Source organism: Nocardioides sp. WG-D5 (assembly GCF_054031175.1).
In genome coordinates this window covers 1,372,492-1,390,824 of sequence record NZ_CM132928.1, presented here as the reverse complement: position 1 = coordinate 1,390,824, position 18,333 = coordinate 1,372,492, and the positions used below count along the sequence as shown (strand labels likewise).

Below are 18,333 nucleotides of genomic sequence, written 5' to 3'. Positions count from 1 at the left end.
GAAGACCCGCGAGAACGGGTCGGCGGCCACGCCAGCCCCGGGGAACGGTTACGCACGGGGTGGTCTCGACAAGCTCGACCACCGAGGGCGTCGCGGTGCTCCGGCATCACCCTGCAATGCCCCCAAGGCATCAAGAGATTCAAATTCGGGCTTGGACAGGCATCACCGAACGTTCCTAACGTGATGGTCACCACCTTCCCCCTCAGCAACCCAACATCTGAAGGACGTGACTCGTGACCGAGTACAGCCCGACCGACCTGGCCGCCCAGCTCAAGAGCGGGCTCCTCTCGTTCCCGGTCACCCATTTCACCGAGGATCTGCAGTTCGACGAGGAGGGCTACCGCAAGCACCTGAGCTGGCTGGCCGAGTACCCGGTGGCAGGGCTCTTTGCGGCCGGCGGCACGGGGGAGGGCTTCTCGCTGAACCCGGAGGAGACCGACCAGGTCGTACGTGCCGCCGTGGACGAGGTCGCGGGGGCCGTTCCGGTGCTGGCGCCGGCGACGGGCAGCACGGCCACCGCGGTGGCGCAGGCGAAGGCGGCGGAGGCCGCGGGGGCGGACGGGATCCTGCTGATGCCGCCCTACCTCACCGAGGCCGGGCAGGCCGGGCTGGTCGAGCATGCCAGCCGCGTCTGCGAGGCGACCGGTCTCGGCGTGATCGTCTACAGCCGTGCCAACGCGGTGCTGCGCGACGAGGCCGTCGCGCAGCTCGCCGACCGCAACCCCACGCTGATCGGCTTCAAGGACGGTGTCGGCAACATCGAGCAGATGACCCGCACCTACGCCCGGGTCGGTGACCGGCTCACCTACATCGGCGGCCTGCCGACGGCGGAGACCTTCGCGCTGCCGCTGCTGCAGCTCGGCGTGAGCACCTACTCCTCGGCGCTGTTCAACTTCGCGCCGAGGTGGGCGATCGAGTTCTACGATGCCGTACGTGCCCAGGACCGCGACGAGGTCTACCGTCGTCTCAACGAGTTCGTGATCCCCTACCTCGACATCCGGGACCGTACGGCCGGCTACGCCGTGTCGATCGTCAAGGGCGGTCTGGCCGCGATCGGCCGGCCCGCGGGCCCGGTCCGGCCGCCGCTGACCGACCTGCGCGAGGACGAGATCGCCGAGCTGCGCGACCTGATCGCCCGCATCTCCTGACGCCGACCGCCCCGAGACTGCACCGAGACAGACCCGATAGGAAGGGACCATGAGCTACCGCTCGATCATCGCCGGAGCCGACTCCGAGCAGCCCGACGTCACCGCCGCCACCAGCGCCGCGGCGCAGGCCTTCGCCGGCTACCGCGCCACGTCCCCCGAGGCCCGGGCGGACTTCCTCGACGCCGTCGCCGCCGAGATCGAGGCGGCCCGCGCCGAGATCGTCGAGGCCGCCGTCGCCGAGTCGCATCTGCCCGAGGGCCGGATCAGCGGCGAGGTCGGCCGCACCACCGGCCAGCTCCGGATGTTCGCCGGCGTCGTACGCCGCGGCGACCACCTCGGCGTACGCATCGACCCGGCCCTCCCGGACCGGACCCCGCTCCCGCGCGCCGACATCCGGCAGCGCCAGATCCCGCTGGGCCCGGTCGCGGTGTTCGGCGCCAGCAACTTCCCGCTCGCCTTCTCCACCGCCGGCGGCGACACCGCATCCGCGCTCGCGGCCGGCTGCCCGGTGATCGTCAAGGGCCACCCGGCGCACCCGCTCACCGGCTACCTGGTCGCCCAGGCGATCACCCGCGCGGTCGAGAAGGCCGGCCTGCCCGCCGGCACCTTCTCCTTCCTCCTCGACACCGACTTCAAGGGCGGCATCGAGCTCGGCCAGGCCCTGGTCGTCGACCCGCGGATCAAGGCCGTCGGCTTCACCGGCTCCCGCGGTGGCGGGCTCGCGATCGCCGCGGCAGCGGCCGCCCGGCCCGAGCCGATCCCGGTCTACGCCGAGATGTCCTCGATCAACCCGGTCGTCGTCCTCCCGGGCGCCCTCGATGGTGACGTCGACGCGCTCGCCACGGCGTACGTCGGCTCCCTGACCCTCGGCTCCGGCCAGTTCTGCACCAACCCCGGCCTGCTCTTCCTCCCGAGGGGCGAGGCGGGCGACGCCTTCCTCGCCGCCGCCGGCCGAGCCACCGCCGAGGCCGTCGGCGGCACCATGCTGACCCCCGGGATCGCCCAGGCCTACGAGGCAGGCATCGAGAAGCTCCGTGCCACCGACGGCGTCACCGTCGTCGGCGAGGGCACCGCGGGCGACACGGACGCGCCCGCTCCCCAGATCGTCGAGGCCGCCCGCCTGGCCGGCGTGACCGACGAGGTCTTCGGCGCCTCCGGCGTCGTGGTCCGCTTCGACACCGTCGAGGACCTCCTCCCCAGCCTGGACTCCCTCGAGGGCCAGCTCACCGCGACGGTCCACGCCACCGACAGCGACCAGGATGCCGCCGCCCGGGTAGTCGAGGCCCTCGAGCTCAAGGCCGGCCGGATCCTCTTCAACGGCTGGCCCACCGGCGTCGAGGTCGGCCACGCGATGGTCCACGGCGGCCCGTTCCCGGCCACCTCCGACTCCCGCACCACCTCGGTCGGCAGCCTCGCGATCGAGCGCTTCCAGCGCCCGGTCGCCTACCAGGACGTCCCCGCCGCGCTCCTCCCGGAAGCCGTACGCGACGACAACCCGTGGCACCTCGCCCGCCGCATCGACGGGGAGCTGCAGCTGCCATGAGCACCAACCCGACCATCGCGAAGGTCGAGGTCGTCCCGGTCGCCGGCCACGACTCGATGCTGCTCAACCTCAGCGGCGCGCACGCGCCCTTCTTCACCCGCAACATCGCGATCCTCACCGACTCCGAGGGACGTGAGGGCGTCGGCGAGGTGCCGGGCGGCGAGCCGATCCGCCGCACCATCGAGGAGGCCGCCGAGCTGCTCGTGGGGCAGCCGGTCACCCGCTACCGCAGCCTGCTGCGCCAGGTCTCGGACACCTTCGCCGACCGCGACGCCGGCGGCCGCGGAGCCCAGACCTTCGACCTGCGTACGACCGTCCACGCCGTCACCGCGCTGGAGTCCGCGCTCCTCGATCTCGCAGGTCAGGCCCAGGGAGTGCCGGTCGCCGAGCTGCTCGGCGACGGCCAGCAGCGCGACTCCGTACCGATGCTCGGCTACCTCTTCTACGTCGGCGACCCCGATAAGACCGACCTGCCCTACCTGCGCGAGAAAGACGCCGCCGACGACTGGGGCCGCCTCCGCCGAGAGGTCGCGCTGACCCCCGAGGCGGTCGTACGTCTCGCCGAGGCCGCCCAGGCCCGCTACGGCTTCGCCGACTTCAAGCTCAAGGGCGGCGTCCTCGCCGGTGAGGAGGAGGTCGCCGCGGTGACCGCCCTCCACGAGCGCTTCCCCGACGCCCGGATCACGCTCGACCCCAACGGCGGCTGGCTGCTCGCCGACGCGGTCCGGCTGCTGAAGGGCACGGACGACGTGCTCGCGTACGCCGAGGACCCCTGCGGCGCCGAGGGCGGCTACTCCGGGCGCGAGATCATGGCCGAGTTCAAGCGCGCCACCGGGCTGCGTACGGCGACCAACATGATCGCCACCGACTGGCGCCAGATGTCCCACGCGATCCGCACCAACGCCGTCGACATCCCGCTCGCGGACCCGCACTTCTGGACCATGTCGGGCTCCGTCCGCGTCGCGCAGCTGTGCCACGAGTTCGGGCTGACCTGGGGCTCCCACTCCAACAACCACTTCGACGTCTCGCTGGCCATGTTCACCCACGTCGGTGCCGCCGCGCCGGGGGAGATCACCGCCCTGGACACCCACTGGATCTGGCAGGACGGCCAGGGGCTGACCGAGTCGCCGCTGGAGATCCGCGACGGCGCGATCGCGGTGCCGACCGCGCCGGGGCTCGGGATCCGGCTCGACCGCGACCGGGTCGCGGCCGCGCACGAGCTCTACCTCGAGCACGGGCTCGGCGTACGCAACGACGGTGTCGCCATGCAGTACCTGGTGCCGGGGTGGACCTTCGACCCCAAGCGCCCGTGCCTTGTCCGCTGAGCTCGTCTGGCTCCTGCTCGCCGGCATCGGAGCGGGACTGACCGGCTCCGTGGCCGGTCTGGCCTCGCTGGTCAGCTACCCCTCCCTGCTGGCCGCGGGGCTGCCGCCGGTGGTCGCCAACGTCACCAACACGGTGGCCATGTTCGGCGTCACCGGCGGCACCGTCGCCGGCTCACGGCGCGAGCTGCGCGGTCAGGGCAGGAGGATCGCCTGGCTGGCCCTGGCGTCCTTCCTCGGCGGCGCGGTCGGCGCGGCGCTGCTGCTCACCACGCCGGCCGAGGCGTTCGAGGCGGTCGTGCCCTGGCTCGTCGGCGGCGGCGCGATCCTGCTGCTGCTCCGCGACCGGATCCGCCTCTGGGCCGCGGCGCTCGCCACCAGGAGAACGCCACGGCAGGATCCGGTCGGCCACGAGGGGCGGCGTACGGTCGCCCGCGGCCTCGCCTGGGGAGCGGCCGTGTTCGTGCTCGGCATCTACGGCGGCTACTTCGGCGCCGGCGTCGGCATCATCGCGCTCGCGGTCCTCGTCCTCGAGCGCACCGAGGCCCTGGCCGTCACCAACGCGGTCAAGAACGTCGCGACCGGCGTCGCCAACGGCACCGCCGCGGTCGCGTACGTCTTCTTCGCCCCCGTCGACTGGCCCGCCGCGGTCGCGCTCGGCGTGGGTGCCGTGCTCGGCGGCTTCCTGGGGCCCGCGATCGTCCGGGTCGCCCCCGAGCGACCGCTGCGTTGGCTGGTCGGCCTTGCCGGCCTGGGCCTGGCCGTGCACCTCGCCACCAGCTGACCCCGGTAGGCTCCGGCCGTTGTCACGGGTCGACAGAAGGACGAAGCGAACATGGGTTCGAGCATCACCGCAGCGCGTGGCCGGGCGCGTGCGCTGGTAGACAACGACACGTTCCAGAAGATCATCATCGGCGTGATCATCCTCAACGCGGTGGTCCTCGGTGTCGAGACGATGGTGCCCGAGCACCTCGCCCACGAGCTGGCGATGCTCGACAGCGTGCTGCTCGGCGTCTTCGTCGTCGAGCTGGTGCTGCGGCTGGTGGCGTACGGCCCGAGGTTCTTCCTCGACCCGTGGAACATCTTCGACACCGCGATCGTGGCGATCGCCCTGGTGCCCGCCACCGGCCCGATGTCGGTGCTGCGGGCGCTGCGGATCCTGCGGGTGCTGCGCCTGGTCAACTCGGTCCCGTCGATGCGTCGCGTCGTCGACGGCCTGATCAACGCGGTGCCGGGGATGGGCGCGGTCGCGGGGCTGCTGGGGCTGATGATGTACGTCGCGGTGGTCATCTCGACCAACCTCTACGGGGAGATCGCGCCGGAGTACTTCGGCGACCTCGGCACCAGCGCGTTCACGCTCTTCCAGACCATGACCGGCGAGGCCTGGCCCGACATCGCCCGCGAGGTGATGGCCGAGGACCCCTCGGCGTGGATCTTCTTCGTCGTCTTCATCCTGGTGATGACCTTCGCGGTCCTCAACCTCTTCCTCGCCGTCGTCGTCTCCGGCATGGAGAGCGTCGAGAGCCTCGCCCGGCACGAGGAGGAGTCCGACGCCGAGATGATGGCTGTGCTGACCTCGCTGCGTGAGGACCTCACCGCCGTACGCGAGGAGCTGGCCGCCACCCGCGCCGACCTGCAGAGCACCCGCTCGGAGGTCTGACCCGCAGTCGGTCACGGGCCATCGCCCGTGACCACAACGACCACAAGATCCAATACGTCCAGATGCTTCCTGGCATCTCCTCGCCGCCCATAACTTCGCGGCCATGAAGTGACGAGCGTCACTTTCGAAGGAGATCCCATGAACCCCCTCATCCGTACCGCCGCGATCGCCGTCGCCACAGCCCTGGCCGGCACCTCGCTCGCCGCCTGCAGCTCGGTCAACAGCTCCGACTCGTCCGCCGGCGAAGCGCCGACGAAGGTGAACATCGTCGCCCCTGCCGACCCGGGCGGTGGCTGGGACCAGACCGCACGGGCTCTCTCCGAGGTGATGACCGGCGAGAAGATCGTCGAGAGCGCCTCGGTGTCCAACGTCCCGGGGGCCGGCGGCACCGTCGGTCTGGCGCAGCTCGCCAACGAGACCGACCCCAACACCCTGATGGTGATGGGCCTGGTCATGGTCGGTGCGATCGAGACGAACAAGTCGGCCACCAAGCTCTCCGACACCACCCCGATCGCGAAGCTGACCGAGGAGCAGGAGGTCGTCGTCGTACCGGCCGACTCGAAGTACCAGACCATCAACGACCTGGTCGACGACATCAAGGCCAACGGGCAGGACGTCGCGATCGCCGGCGGCTCCGCGGGCGGCACCGACCAGATCCTCGCCGGCCAGCTGCTCAAGGCCAGCGGTGTGCCCTCGGGTGACATCGCGAAGAGCCTCAACTACGTGCCCTTCGACGGCGGCGCGGAGTCGGTGACCGCGCTCCTCGGCGGCAAGGTCGACGCCGGCATCTCCGGTGTCGGTGAGTACGCCGAGCAGATCAAGGCCGGCAAGCTCCGGGCGCTGGCCGTCTCCGGCGAGGAGCCCTCCGGCCTGCTCCCGGACGTGCCCACCCTCACCGACGCGGGCATCGACCTGGTGCTCACCAACTGGCGTGGCATCGTCGCCCCCGGCGACCTCGACGACGCCGAGCGCGAGGCCCTGACCGACCTGGTCACCGAGGCGGCCGAGTCCGACGCCTGGGCCGAGGTCCTCGAGACCAACGACTGGGACGACGCGTTCATGGCGGGCGAGGAGTTCGAGACGTACGTCGACGAGGAGGTCACCTCCGCACAGACCACGCTCGAGGAGATCGGTCTCGTCCAGTGACCACTCAGACCCCCACCCAGCCTGGCCGGCTCTCCTTCGGGGAGCCGGCCATGGCCGGGGGCATCCTCGCCCTCGGTGTGTTCGCGCTGGTCCGTGCGGGAAGCATCGCCGAGCCGGTCACCGCCGCCGGCGCGATCGGCCCGCGGACGATGCCCTACCTGGTCGGCGGCCTGCTGGTCGTGACCGGTGGCATCACCCTGGCACGTGTCCTACGCGGTGAGCGCGGCGAGGCCGAGGGCGGCGAGGACGTCGACCTCTCCGGCAGCACCGACTGGCTCACCGCCGGCCTACTCGCCGTGGCCGTCCTGGGCCACGCCCTCCTGATCGGCCTGGTCGGCTGGCCGCTGGCCGGCGCCGCGCTGTTCACCGCGGGCGCGGTCATCCTCGGCGCCCGCCCCTGGTGGCGATCGCTGCTGATCGGCCTGGTCATGGCGTTCGCGATCCAGATCGTCTTCGCCGGTGGTCTCGGTGTCTCGCTGCCGCCGGGCCCGTTCCTGGAAGGGGTGGCGTTCCTCCATGGATAACCTGACGCTGCTCCTGGAGGGGTTCGCCACCGCCGCGCACCCCGAGTATCTGGTCTTCGCCTTCATCGGCGTCATCCTCGGCACCGCGGTCGGCGTCCTGCCGGGCATCGGGCCCTCGATGACCGTCGCGCTGCTGCTGCCCCTGACGTACGCCCTGGACCCGACGGCCGCGCTGATCACCTTCGCCGGGATCTACTACGGCGGCATGTACGGCGGGTCGACGACCTCGATCCTGCTCAACACGCCCGGCGAGGCGTCCTCGATGATCACCGCCCTCGAGGGCAACAAGATGGCCAAGCGCGGCAAGGGCGCCGCGGCGCTCGCCACCGCCGCCATCGGGTCGTTCGTCGCCGGCACGCTCGCCACGGTCGCGCTCACCTTCCTGGCGCCCCTGGCCGCGGACCTCGCGGTCAAGCTCGGTCCCGTCGAGAAGGTGGCCCTGATGGTGCTCGCCTTCACCACGGTCGGGGCGCTGCTGGGCCGCTCGGTCTCCCGCGGGCTGGCCGCCCTCGGCGTCGGGATGTTCATCGGGCTCATGGGCGTCGACGGCATGTCGGGCCAGATGCGCTTCACCTTCGGCGTACCCGTGCTCAGCGACGGCATCGACGTCGTGGTCGTCGCGGTCGCGCTCTTCGCCGTCGGCGAGGCGCTGTACGTCGGCGCGCAGCTGCGCCGGGGACCGCAGCAGCTCGTCCCGGTCACCCGGGGTTGGCGCACCTGGATGACGCGTGAGGACTGGCGGCGCTCCTGGAAGCCGTGGCTGCGCGGCACCGCGATCGGCTTCCCGATCGGCACCCTGCCGGCCGGTGGCGCCGAGGTCGGCACGTTCCTGTCGTACTCCGCCGAGCGCAAGCTCGCTCGGGGGAAGGCGAAGGAGGAGTTCGGCCACGGTGCCATCGAGGGCGTCGCCGGGCCCGAGGCGGCGAACAACGCCTCGGCGGCCGGTGTGCTCGTGCCGCTGCTGACCCTCGGCATCCCGACCTCGGCCACGGCCGCGGTGATCCTGGTGGCGCTGCAGCACTACAACATCCAGCCCGGGCCGCTGCTGTTCAAGGACCACGGCGACCTGGTCTGGCCGCTGGTGGCGAGCCTCTACATCGGCAACGTGCTGCTGCTGGTGCTCAACCTCCCGCTGGTCGGGCTGTGGGTGAAGGTCCTCCAGATCCCGCGGCACTATCTCTACGCCGGCATCCTGCTGTTCGCGGCCCTGGGCGCCTTCGCGGTGCACTTCAGCCCGCAGGACGTCATCGTGCTCCTCGTGCTCGGCATCCTGGGCTTCTTCATGCGCCGCTACGGCTACCCGGTGGCGCCGATGGTGGTCGGGCTGATCCTCGGGCCGATCTTCGAGCGGCAGCTGCGCTCGGCCCTGCAGATCGCCCAGGGGGACTGGCTGACGCTGGTGCAGTCGCCGTTCGCGATCGTCGTCTACGTCGCGCTGCTGCTCGCGCTCGCCGGGTCGATCGTGCTCCGCCGCAAGGAGGAGGACCTGGAGCACGAGCTGATCGAGGCCGATCGCTGAGGTGCAGCAGATCGCCTCAGCTTCCGGCTGGGGCGATCTTCTGCAGCACGACGTTGCGGGGGCCGTCGGCGGTGCCCTTGACCACACGCAGGAAGTAGGGCTGGTCGGGGTTGTGGTTGGGGTCGAAGGTCCAGTTCCCCCGGGGACTGACGATCGTGCCGACGGATCCCAGGGAGTCCGCGATCTCGTTGCGGTTGACGTCGTCGGAGAGCTCGAGCGCCTTGTCGAGCGCGGCCGCGGCGTCGTAGGCCTGCACCGAGTAGGCCGTCGGGGTGGCGTCGTACTTCTCGCGGTAGTCCTTCACGAAGGCGGCGTTCGTCAGCGAGTCCATCGCGTCGCTGTAGTGCAGCACCGTCCGCACCCCGGTCGCGTCGCCGCCCAGGGTGGACAGCACGTCGCCCTCGGTGAGGAAGCCGGGACCGTAGAGCGGGGTGCTCCGGGCCAGGCCGGAGTCGCGGTACTGCTTCACGAACGCCTCGGCCTCCTTCCCGGCGTAGGCGGCATAGATCGCGTCCGCGCCCGACTTCTTCACCTTGGCGAAGAGGCTCGACCAGTCCTCGGTCGCGTCGGCCGGCGTGTAGCCCTGTCCCGCGATGCCGCCGCCCTCGGCCTCCAAGGCGATCATGAAGCCGTCGGAGGACTCGTGGCCGGCGGCGTCGTCGGAGGCGATGACGTACGCCGCGCCCCGCTCGGTCTCCTGCGCGACCGCCTCCCCGAGCGCGCCGCCCAGGTCTGCGTTGGCCACGGACGTACGCCACAGGTAGTCGGAGCCGTCGGCGAACTGGTCGGCCCCGGCGCCGGTGACGATCAGCGGTGTCTCGCTGCCCTCCGCGACGTCCTTCGCCGCGAGCGCCGTCTCCGAGCCCACCAGCCCGACGACCGCCTGGACCTCCTCGTCCTCGATCAGCCTGGTCACCGCGGCGACCCCGGTCTTCACCCGCTCGCCCTCGTCGGCCTCGATGACGTCGACCAGCCGGCCACCGAGCTTGCCGCCGTGCTGGTCGAGGTAGAGGTGGAAGCCGCGGGACATGTCGGTGCCGATCGACTTGTGGGCGCCGGAGGTGGGGACCACGAGACCGATCGCGACCTTCGACTCCGACGTCGTGGCGCATGCGGCGAGACCGAGCGCCAGCGCGGAGACGGGCGCGAGAACGAACAGCTTCCGACGAGCCGATCCGGTCACGGGGGACTCCATCTGTGCGAAGTCGAGTGGAAGGTTCCGAGTAGCCGAACACTGGCACAGACCACCGCCGCAGGGCGAGCAATTCGGCGCCGTGTCCGCAAGTGGGTAGTCTCGCCCTGCCAGTCGTACTCCATGCCTGATGGGGTCAGGGAACCCGGTGAGAGTCCGGGACTGACGCGCAGCGGTGAGGATGACGGGCGGTACACGCACCTCCTCCGGGAGGGGCAGCCACTGGAGCCTGGCTCCGGGAAGGCGTCCCGCACCGATCGATTCCGAGTCCGAAGACCTGCTGGCTCTGGCGGCGCCCGCCGCCAGGTCACCACGTGCCCCGCGGAAGGGCACCTGACCAGAGCAGGTGTGGCGATGTCCCGAGTCCGATCCGACCGGTGCCCAGGAGTCGGCCGTCCGTGGCCGGCCGACGACGGCCTGCTGGTGCGGCTGCGCCTGATCGGCGGCTCCGTCTCGTCGGCCTCGCTGCTCTCCTTGGTCTCCGTCGCCGAGACCTACGGCGACGGCCGTGTCTACCTCACCGGCCGTGCCAACCTGCAGGTACGCGGCCTGCCCGCCGTCGACGGTGCGCTGCCCAGCGAGGTGCTCACCGCGCTGAAGGCGACCGGTCTGGTGCCGGCGCAGACCCACGAGCTCGTACGCAACGTGATGGTCTCCCCGCAGACCGGGCTCGCCGGCGGCCGGGCCGACCTGCGTGGCGTGGCCGCCTCGCTGGACCGGCTGCTGTGCGCCTCGCCCCGGCTGGCGGCGCTGCCCGGGCGGTTCCTCTTCGTGCTCGACGACGGTCGCGGCGACCTGGTCGCGCGGGAGTGCGACCTCGGTCTGGTGGCGCTCTCGGACGCTGAGGGTCAGCTGCGGGTCGGCGACTCGTGGGGACCGGTCGTGCCGCTCGCCGAGGCCGCCTCCCGGCTGGTCGCGCTCGCCTCGCGCTTCCTGGACGTACGCGGCGAGGGGCCGTCGGCTGCCTGGCACGTCTCCGAGCTCGGCGGCCCGCTCGTCGAGCCGGTCGAGGCCGACGACCGGGTGCCGGCGCCGGCCGCGGAGCTGGCGTTCGGCGAGGTGCCCGGGGGCGAGCATGTCGCCGCCACCGACGGAGCCCTGGACCGGGCTGCCGTCGAGGCGCTGGTGGAGCGGGCGCCGGCGGTCGTGGTGACGCCGTGGCGCGGCGTACTCGTGCCGGCGCCGCAGGTGCGCCCGACCCGGCGCTACGACTACATCGACCAGGGGCCGGCGATCTATGTCGACTCCTTCGCGACCATCCGGCGCGAGGCCGACCTCTCCGCGGTGCCCGCCGACGCCGAGCGGCTCGCGGTGCGGATGATCCACGGCAGCGGACAGGTCGACCTCGCCTCCGACCTGGTCATCCACCCCGGTCTGGTGAAGGCCGCGCGTGGTGCGCTCGAGGCCGGGGCGCCGATCCTGTGCGACGCGACGATGGTCGCCACCGGGGTCACCCGCAGCCGGCTGCCGCGCGACAACGAGGTGCTCTGCATGCTCGGCCACGACCGCGTCCCGGCGCTGGCCCGGGCCTGGGGGACGACCCGCACCGCGGCCGCGCTGTCGCTGTGGGAGCCCTACCTCGAGGGCGCCGTGGTCGCCATCGGCAACGCTCCGACGGCGCTCTTCCACCTGCTCGAGACGATCCTCGACGGCGGTCCGCGGCCGGCCGCGATCGTCGGCTGCCCGGTCGGCTTCATCGGCGCCGCCGAGTCCAAGGAGGCGCTCGCCTCCTTCGCCGACGACCACGGGATCGACATCCCCTACGTCACCGTCCGTGGTCGCCGTGGCGGCTCTGCGATGACCTCGTCCGCACTCAACGCACTCGCCCAGGAGCAGGAATGAGCAGCACTCAGCAGGCTCTGGGACGGTTCACCGTCGTCGGCATCGGCCCGGGCGATCCCGAGCTGATCACCCTCAAGGCCGCCCGGCTGATCGGCGCGGCACCGGTGATCGCCTACCACGCCGGGGTGCGCAAGCAGTCCCACGCCCGCCGGATCGCCTCCTCGCTGATCCCGGCCGACGCGGTCGAGGAGGAGCTGCGCTACCCGGTCACCACCGGCACCACCTCGCACCCGGGTGGCTACGTCGGGGCGATGGCCGAGTTCTACGAGTCCTGCGCGGTCCGGCTCTCCGCCCACCTCGACGCCGGCCGTGACGTGGTCCTGCTCGCCGAGGGCGACCCGCTCTTCTACGGCTCCTCGATGTATCTCCACGACCGGTTCAAGGAGGTCTACGAGACCTCCGTCGTGCCGGGCGTCCCGGCCTTCGCGGCCGCGACCGCCGCCGTCTCGACGCCGCTGGTGCGCCAGACCGACGTCCTCACCGTGCTGCCCGGGACCCTGCCCGAGCCCGAGCTCGCCCGGCGTCTCGCCGACACCGAGGCCGCGATCATCATGAAGCTCGGCCGGACCTTCCCGGCGGTCCGCTCCGCGCTGGCCGCGGCCGGCCGGCTCGAGGGTGCCTGGTACGTCGAGCGTGCCTCGCAGCCCGAGGAGCGCTGGCTGCCGGTGGCCGATGTGGACCCGTCCTCGGTGCCCTACTTCTCGCTGATCGTGGTGCCCGGGGACACGGCGCCTGTTTCGGCCGCGGCAGGCCGTCTGCGGCAGTCTGCGGCGGAGGAGTCTTCGGCGGCCGAGCCCGTCGATGCGTCCGAGACGTCCGAGGCCCCCGAGGCCGGGGAGGTGCTCGTCGTCGGGTTGGGGCCGGGGCCGGACGGGTGGCTGACGCCCGAGGTGAGCGCGGCGCTGGCCGAGGTCGGCCACGTCGTCGGCTATGCGCCGTACGTCAACCGGGTGCCGCAGCGTGAGGGGCTGCGGCGGCACGCGTCGGGCAACACCGTCGAGGTCGACCGAGCCCGCCACGCCCTGGACCTGGCGCTCGCGGGCGAGCGGGTCGCCGTCGTCTCCGGCGGCGACGCCGGTGTCTTCGGGATGGCCTCCGCCGTGTTCGAGGCGGCCTCTGACCCGGCCTATGCCGGCGTACGTGTCCGGGTGCTGCCCGGCGTCAGCGCCGTCCAGGCGGTGGCCGCGCGTGCGGGCGCTCCCGTCGGCGCCGACTTCGCGGTGATGTCACTCTCCGACCGGCTCAAGCCGTGGTCGGTCATCGAGGAACGGCTGCGTGCGGTTGCCGCCGCCGACCTGGTGCTGGCCATCTACAACCCCGCGTCGCGCTCGCGCACCGAGCAGATCGGCCTGGCTCGTGACGTACTCCTCGAGCAGCGCAAACCCGACACCGTCGTCATCGTCGGGCGAGACGTCGGCCGGGCCGAGGAGTCGCTGACGGTGACCACCCTCGGAGAGCTCGATCCGGACTCCATAGACATGAAGTGCCTGGTCATCGTGGGGGCGAGCTCGACCCGGGTGACCCCGGCCGGGCAGGTCTGGACGCCGAGGTTCGTCCAGTGACCGGCCAGCAGGTGCCCGGTCGGACGGTCCACTTCGTCGGTGCCGGTCCTGGCGCGGCGGACCTGCTGACCGTGCGTGCGACGCGGCTGCTCGAGGCCGCCGACGTGGTGCTCTACCCGGGCACCTATCTGGATCCCGAGGTGCTGGCCCACTGCAGTCCCGAGGCCGAGCTGGTCGACACCCAGAAGCTCGATCTGGACGAGATCGTCGGTGCGATCGTCGCCGCTCAACGTGCCGGCAGGCAGGTCGTGCGCCTCGTCTCCGGCGACCCGTCCGTCTACTCGGCGGTCGCGGAGCAGACCCGGCGGCTCGACGCCGCCGAGGTGCCGTGGGACGTGACTCCCGGTGTGCCCGCCTACGCGGCGGCCGCTGCGCTGGTCGGCCGCGAGCTCACCGTGCCGCTGGTGGCCCAGTCGGTCGTCCTCACCCGCACCCAGGCCCGGTCGACGGCCATGCCGGAGGGGGAGTCGCTGGCTGCGTACGCCGCCACCGGGGCCACCCTGGTGCTCCACCTGGCGATCCGGCGCACCCGCGAGCTGATGGCCGAGCTGCTGCCGTACTACGGCCCGGAGTGCCCCGTCGTGGTCGTCTACCGGGCCAGCCAGCCCGACGAGCTGGTGCTGCGCGGGACGGTCGCGACGATCGCCGACGCGGTCGAGGACGCGGGCCTGCGCCAGGCCGCCGTCATCCTCGCCGGACCCGCGCTGGCCCGCGACGGCGGAGAGTCGTTCCTCTACGACGCGGCTCGCCCGCGGGTCTCGACCAGCTCGACCACCGGGTCGGGAGGTGCCTGATGGACCTCTACGACGCCATCAACCGTCGCCGCGACACTCGCGCGGAGTTCACCGGCGAGCCGGTCGCACCCGAGGTCCTGGATCGGGTCCTCTCCGCCGCCCACGCCGCGCCGAGCGTGGGGATGTCGCAGCCGTGGGACTTCGTGCTCGTACGCGACGCCGACCGCCTCGAGCGCTTCCACACCCACGTCGCGACCGAGCGGGAGACCTTCGCCGCCACCCTGTCCGGCGAGCGGGCCGAGACCTTCTCCCGGATCAAGATCGAGGGCATCCGCGAGTCCGGCCTGGGCATCGTGGTCGGCTACGACCCGAGCCGCGGCGGCCCCAACGTCCTCGGCCGCCACGCCATCGCCGACGCCGGCCTCTACTCGGTCGTCTGCGCCATCCAGAACCTCTGGCTCGCCGCCACCGCCGAGGGCCTCGGCGTCGGCTGGGTCAGCTTCTACCGCGAGGAGTTCCTGCGCGACCTGGTCGGGATGCCGGAGGGCGTACGCCCTGTCGCCTGGCTCTGCGTCGGACCCGTCGCCGAACTCCCCGACGTCCCCGACCTGGAGCGCTTCGGCTGGCGCCACCGCTCACCGCTCTCGACCGTGGTCCACGAGGAGAAGTTCGGGTAGTCGGTCAGAATCGGCGGGTGAAGAAGTACATCCTCTTCGACCATGACGGTGTCCTGGTGGACACCGAGCCCTGGTACTTCAGGGCCGGGGCGCGAGCCTTGGCTGCGATCGATGTGACGTTGGACCAGGAGCGGTATCTCCGGGACATGAGCCTGGGTCTGGGGACCTGGGAGCAGGCGCGAGCGGCCGGCGTCGACGAGCGGGTCATCGACAGGCTGCGGGAGGTTCGCGACGCCTACTACCAGGAGTATCTGCGGACCGAGGCGATCGAGATCGAGGGTGTCGTCGAGGTGCTGGCGGAGCTGTCGAAGCACGTTCGGATGGCCATCGTGACGACGGCGAAGCGCGCTGATTTCGAGGTGATCCACGAACACCGTCAGCTCAGGGGGTTCATGGACTTCGTCCTCGTCCGCGAGGACTACGAGCATTCCAAACCGCACCCGGAGCCCTATCTGACCGCCTTGAGGCGGTTCGGGGCGGCCAAGGAGGAGGCGCTCGTCGTCGAGGACTCGTCCCGAGGTCTCAGCTCGGCCGTCGCGGCCGGGATCGACTGCGTGGTCGTACACAACGACTTCACCGGCACTCAGGACTTCTCCCGGGCTACTTACCGGATCGACACCTTGGGAGAGCTGAAGCACATCGTCCTCGCATGATCTGCGGATCTTTTACTAGACGATGACACTTTGTGAAGCCGGTGGACTCAACCGGTCGAAGCAACGGTTGGTCAGGCTGCTGGGTTCAGCAGCTGGGCCAGCCGTTGGGCCGGCGTCTGTAGGTCAAGGGTAGGGCGTGGGCGTTGGTTGAGGGTGTCGGCGATGCGTTGGAGGTCTTGGGGAGTGTGGCGTGAGAGGTCGCTGCTCTTCTCGAACCAGTGTCTGAGGAGCCGGTTGGTGTTCTCGTTGGATCCTCGCTGCCAGGGGGAGTGTGGATCGGCGAAGTAGATGGTGGTGCCGAGCTCGACCTGGATGTGCTGGTAGCGGGCAAGTTCAAGGCCACGGTCCCAGGTGATCGAGCGTCGTAGGTGATCGGGCAGCGTGCCCATCTCGCGGATCATCGCTTCAGCAACGGTCTCGGCGTCGTGGCGACCGGGCAGGTGGAGCAGGATCACGAACCGGGTGGTGCGTTCGACCAAGGTGCCGATCGCTGAGCCGTTCCCGCTCCCGAGGATCAAGTCGCCCTCCCAGCGCCCCGGAACGGCTCGGTCAGCGACCTCGGCAGGTCGTTGACTGATCTTGAATGCCTCGGCATAGGCGTTCTTGCTGGGGTCATGGCTGGAACGGCCACGAGGTTTGCGGGCCTTGCGCCGAGTAGAGAGGCATCGATGTAGATCGGCTCGGAGCTGACCGCGGGTTTGAACATAGAGGGCCCGGTAGATCGTCTCGTGACTCACCCGTCCCATCCTCGCAGCCGGATCGGCACCGGGGTGATCGGTGCGCAGCACCGCCGCGATCAACCCGGGTGACCAGCCCTGGTCCATCCAGGTCTCGATCAGCCGAGACAGTCGTGGGTTCGCGGCCAGCTTGAACTCCTTGGGACGCCGGCGGCGCTGGTGGGCTGCCCGATGAGCCACCTCACCGCGATAGACACCATCGTGGCCGGTGTTGCGGGCGACCTCGCGGCACACCACCGACCTATCCCGCCCGATCACCGCAGCGATCTTGGCCTGCGACCACCGATCAGCCAGTCCTGCAGCGATCACCGCACGATCCTGGGCGGTCAAACAACGACGCTGACGGCCTGCACGGTCGGTACCGGGGACACTCGGGTCACTCTGTAGCACTGTGCCCAGCCCACCCCGTAACGCACCCTGCTCAAGTGGAATCGGCACTGGGCAAGCCTGATGCCACCACAGCACCGCGGTCGGTTTCGCCACGCCGACCACATCAGCAGCCCGCCGTGCCGACATACCCGCACAGATCAGATCCACGACTCGAGAACGACACTCCTGTGAAAAGGGCTTCCCCGTCGGCATCACAACGCTCCTTCAACTCAGCGTTGCTTCGACCGGTTGAGTCCACCGCCTTCACAAGGTGTCATCGTCTAGTAAAGGGCGCGCGCTGTAGGCCCACTGCACCACCGTGCGCTGGGGCGCCCAGCCGCGGAAGGTGCCGATCGTGTCGACGGACTCCACGGAGATCCGGGTCAGCTCGCCGCCCAGCTCGGCATGCTGTCGCGCCAGGAGCTGCTCGGTCTCCAGCGTGACGCCGTGGACGACGAGACGACCGCCGGGGCGGAGGGCGGCGAGGCAGGTGTCGAGGACGCCGGGGCGGGTCGCGCCGCCGCCGATGAAGATCGCGTCGGGGGAGCGGAGGCCGGCCAGGGCGTCGGGGGCGCGGCCCTCGACGACGGCGAGGCCGGGTACGCCGAGGCGGGCCGCGTTGCGGGCGATCCTGGCGGCCCGCTCGGGGCTGGCCTCGATGGCCGTCGTGGTGCAGGAGGGGTGGGCCCGCATCCACTCGATCCCGACCGAGCCGGCGCCGGCGCCGACGTCCCACAGGTGCGCCCCCGGAGTGGGTGCCAGTCGGGCCAGGGCCGAGGCGCGCAGATCGCGCTTGGTCAGCTGGCCGTCGTTCTCGAAGACGTCGTCCGGCAGGCCCGCAGCCCAGCCGAGAGAGGGCGCGCCGACGCACTCGATCGCGACGATGTTGAGCCGCGGTGACTCGCCCGCCCAGGTCGAGGCCGTCCCCGTTCGTGCGCTCTCGGTCTCGGCGCCAAGCTCGCCCAGGACGGTCATCGTCGACGCGCCGAACCCGCTCGTGACCAGCAGGTTCGCGAGATCGGCCGGGGTCGACCCGTCGGAGGAGAGGGCCAGGATCCGGCGGCCGGGGGCGAGCTCACGGGCGACCAGCGACGCGTCGCGGCCGACCAGACTCACGGCCACGCACGACTCGGCCGGCCAGCCCATCCGGGCGCGGGCGAGGGCGACGGAGGAGACGGTCGGCTCGATGCGTACGTTCGCTGCTCCGAGCAGGTCGATCAGGGTCGTGCCGATGCCGGAGACCAGCGGGTCGCCCGAGGCCAGCGCGACCACGGGGACGTCCGCCGGCAGCGACTCGAGCAGGGCCGGGAGCCCCTCGCGCAGCGGCGAGGGCCAGGGCTCGCGCCGCTGGCCGGGGACGTCGGGGACGAGGTCGAGATGACGCTTGCCGCCGAGGAGGGTCGCGGCGTCCTGGATCAGCTGCTGGTGACGTACGGGGATCTCGTCCCAACCCCCGGCACCGATGCCCACCACGACGATCATGAGGCCAGACGCTACAGTGACCGCACAGGCGCGAGGTGCCCCGACTGCCCAGTCATCGGCTCGAGAGGAGAGCTGGTGAGGACGGTGGGACGGGAGAATCTGGGAAGCCGGTGAGATTCCGGCACAGGCCCGCTGCGGTGAACCGAGCCCCACACGGGGGACTCGGCAAGTCCGAAGACCGGCCCCGCGTCCATCCATCCAACGCGATAGGGAGCGGGAGCCT

At 71.3% G+C, this 18,333-nt stretch carries 16 protein-coding genes, 1 pseudogene and 2 riboswitches; of the genes and pseudogenes, 14 read left to right on the top strand and 3 right to left on the bottom strand.

The window, feature by feature from the left end:
- Nucleotides 1-233: 233 nt before the first annotated feature.
- The 8 genes from kdgD (at nt 234) to ACWZJV_RS06765 (ending at nt 8,862) form a co-directional block, all read left to right on the top strand.
- A complete protein-coding gene (gene kdgD / locus ACWZJV_RS06800) occupies nt 234-1,148 on the top strand; it encodes a 5-dehydro-4-deoxyglucarate dehydratase (RefSeq protein WP_196873248.1) in 915 nt (304 codons plus the stop codon).
- Between the two features lie 49 nt (nt 1,149-1,197).
- The gene (locus ACWZJV_RS06795; RefSeq protein WP_457180695.1) at nt 1,198-2,691 is read left to right on the top strand and encodes an aldehyde dehydrogenase (NADP(+)); all 1,494 of its coding nucleotides are present in this window, start codon (nt 1,198-1,200) and stop codon (nt 2,689-2,691) included.
- The gene (locus ACWZJV_RS06790) at nt 2,688-4,016 is read left to right on the top strand and encodes an enolase C-terminal domain-like protein (RefSeq protein ID WP_457180694.1); all 1,329 of its coding nucleotides are present in this window, start codon (nt 2,688-2,690) and stop codon (nt 4,014-4,016) included. The genes ACWZJV_RS06795 and ACWZJV_RS06790 overlap by 4 nt, the downstream gene beginning before the upstream one ends.
- The gene (locus ACWZJV_RS06785; protein WP_457180693.1) at nt 4,006-4,797 is read left to right on the top strand and encodes a sulfite exporter TauE/SafE family protein; all 792 of its coding nucleotides are present in this window, start codon (nt 4,006-4,008) and stop codon (nt 4,795-4,797) included. Before ACWZJV_RS06790 ends, ACWZJV_RS06785 begins: the two co-directional genes overlap by 11 nt.
- Nucleotides 4,798-4,848: 51 nt before the next feature.
- Nucleotides 4,849-5,673, top strand: coding sequence for an ion transporter (locus ACWZJV_RS06780; RefSeq protein ID WP_457180692.1), 825 nt, complete (start codon nt 4,849-4,851; stop codon nt 5,671-5,673).
- A 138-nt stretch (nt 5,674-5,811) separates the two neighbouring features.
- A complete protein-coding gene (locus tag ACWZJV_RS06775; RefSeq protein ID WP_196873253.1) occupies nt 5,812-6,819 on the top strand; it encodes a Bug family tripartite tricarboxylate transporter substrate binding protein in 1,008 nt (335 codons plus the stop codon).
- Entirely contained in the window at nt 6,816-7,343 is a 528-nt protein-coding gene (locus tag ACWZJV_RS06770; protein ID WP_457180691.1) for a tripartite tricarboxylate transporter TctB family protein, read from the top strand. The genes ACWZJV_RS06775 and ACWZJV_RS06770 overlap by 4 nt, the downstream gene beginning before the upstream one ends.
- On the top strand, nt 7,336-8,862 hold the full coding sequence (locus tag ACWZJV_RS06765; protein WP_457180690.1) for a tripartite tricarboxylate transporter permease: 1,527 nt from the start codon (nt 7,336-7,338) through the stop codon (nt 8,860-8,862). The genes ACWZJV_RS06770 and ACWZJV_RS06765 overlap by 8 nt, the downstream gene beginning before the upstream one ends.
- A gap of 16 nt (nt 8,863-8,878) precedes the next feature.
- On the opposite strand, the gene ACWZJV_RS06760 is transcribed toward ACWZJV_RS06765, so the two are convergent.
- Nucleotides 8,879-10,045, bottom strand: a complete 1,167-nt coding sequence (locus ACWZJV_RS06760; RefSeq protein ID WP_457180689.1) for an ABC transporter substrate-binding protein — start codon at nt 10,043-10,045, stop codon at nt 8,879-8,881.
- A 104-nt stretch (nt 10,046-10,149) separates the two neighbouring features.
- Nucleotides 10,150-10,353: riboswitch (cobalamin riboswitch) on the top strand.
- Between the two features lie 55 nt (nt 10,354-10,408).
- On the opposite strand from ACWZJV_RS06760, the pseudogene ACWZJV_RS06755 reads away from it, so the two are divergent.
- The 6 genes and pseudogenes from ACWZJV_RS06755 to ACWZJV_RS06730 all read left to right on the top strand — a co-directional run.
- Nucleotides 10,409-10,600 (top strand): annotated as a pseudogene (locus tag ACWZJV_RS06755) (nitrite reductase); the annotation flags it as partial.
- Nucleotides 10,601-11,287: 687 nt separating this feature from the next.
- Nucleotides 11,288-11,896 (top strand): precorrin-8X methylmutase, encoded by a 609-nt coding sequence (locus ACWZJV_RS06750; RefSeq protein WP_457181937.1) that lies wholly within the window; start codon nt 11,288-11,290, stop codon nt 11,894-11,896.
- On the top strand, nt 11,893-13,458 hold the full coding sequence (gene cobJ, locus ACWZJV_RS06745) for a precorrin-3B C(17)-methyltransferase (RefSeq protein ID WP_457180688.1): 1,566 nt from the start codon (nt 11,893-11,895) through the stop codon (nt 13,456-13,458). The genes ACWZJV_RS06750 and cobJ overlap by 4 nt, the downstream gene beginning before the upstream one ends.
- Nucleotides 13,455-14,252 (top strand): precorrin-4 C(11)-methyltransferase, encoded by a 798-nt coding sequence (gene cobM, locus ACWZJV_RS06740; RefSeq protein WP_457180687.1) that lies wholly within the window; start codon nt 13,455-13,457, stop codon nt 14,250-14,252. Before cobJ ends, cobM begins: the two co-directional genes overlap by 4 nt.
- The gene (gene bluB, locus ACWZJV_RS06735; RefSeq protein WP_457180686.1) at nt 14,252-14,869 is read left to right on the top strand and encodes a 5,6-dimethylbenzimidazole synthase; all 618 of its coding nucleotides are present in this window, start codon (nt 14,252-14,254) and stop codon (nt 14,867-14,869) included. The genes cobM and bluB overlap by 1 nt, the downstream gene beginning before the upstream one ends.
- 17 nt (nt 14,870-14,886) lie before the next feature.
- Nucleotides 14,887-15,522: an HAD family hydrolase gene (locus ACWZJV_RS06730; RefSeq protein WP_457180685.1), complete on the top strand. Its 636-nt coding sequence runs from the start codon at nt 14,887-14,889 to the stop codon at nt 15,520-15,522.
- 71 nt (nt 15,523-15,593) lie between these two features.
- On the opposite strand, the gene ACWZJV_RS06725 is transcribed toward ACWZJV_RS06730, so the two are convergent.
- Both ACWZJV_RS06725 and cbiE read right to left on the bottom strand, forming a co-directional pair.
- Nucleotides 15,594-16,841 (bottom strand): IS30 family transposase, encoded by a 1,248-nt coding sequence (locus ACWZJV_RS06725; protein WP_457180684.1) that lies wholly within the window; start codon nt 16,839-16,841, stop codon nt 15,594-15,596.
- A 51-nt stretch (nt 16,842-16,892) separates the two neighbouring features.
- Nucleotides 16,893-18,110: a precorrin-6y C5,15-methyltransferase (decarboxylating) subunit CbiE gene (gene cbiE, locus ACWZJV_RS06720; protein WP_457180683.1), complete on the bottom strand. Its 1,218-nt coding sequence runs from the start codon at nt 18,108-18,110 to the stop codon at nt 16,893-16,895.
- 68 nt (nt 18,111-18,178) lie between these two features.
- Nucleotides 18,179-18,312, top strand: a riboswitch (cobalamin riboswitch).
- Nucleotides 18,313-18,333 lie beyond the last annotated feature (21 nt).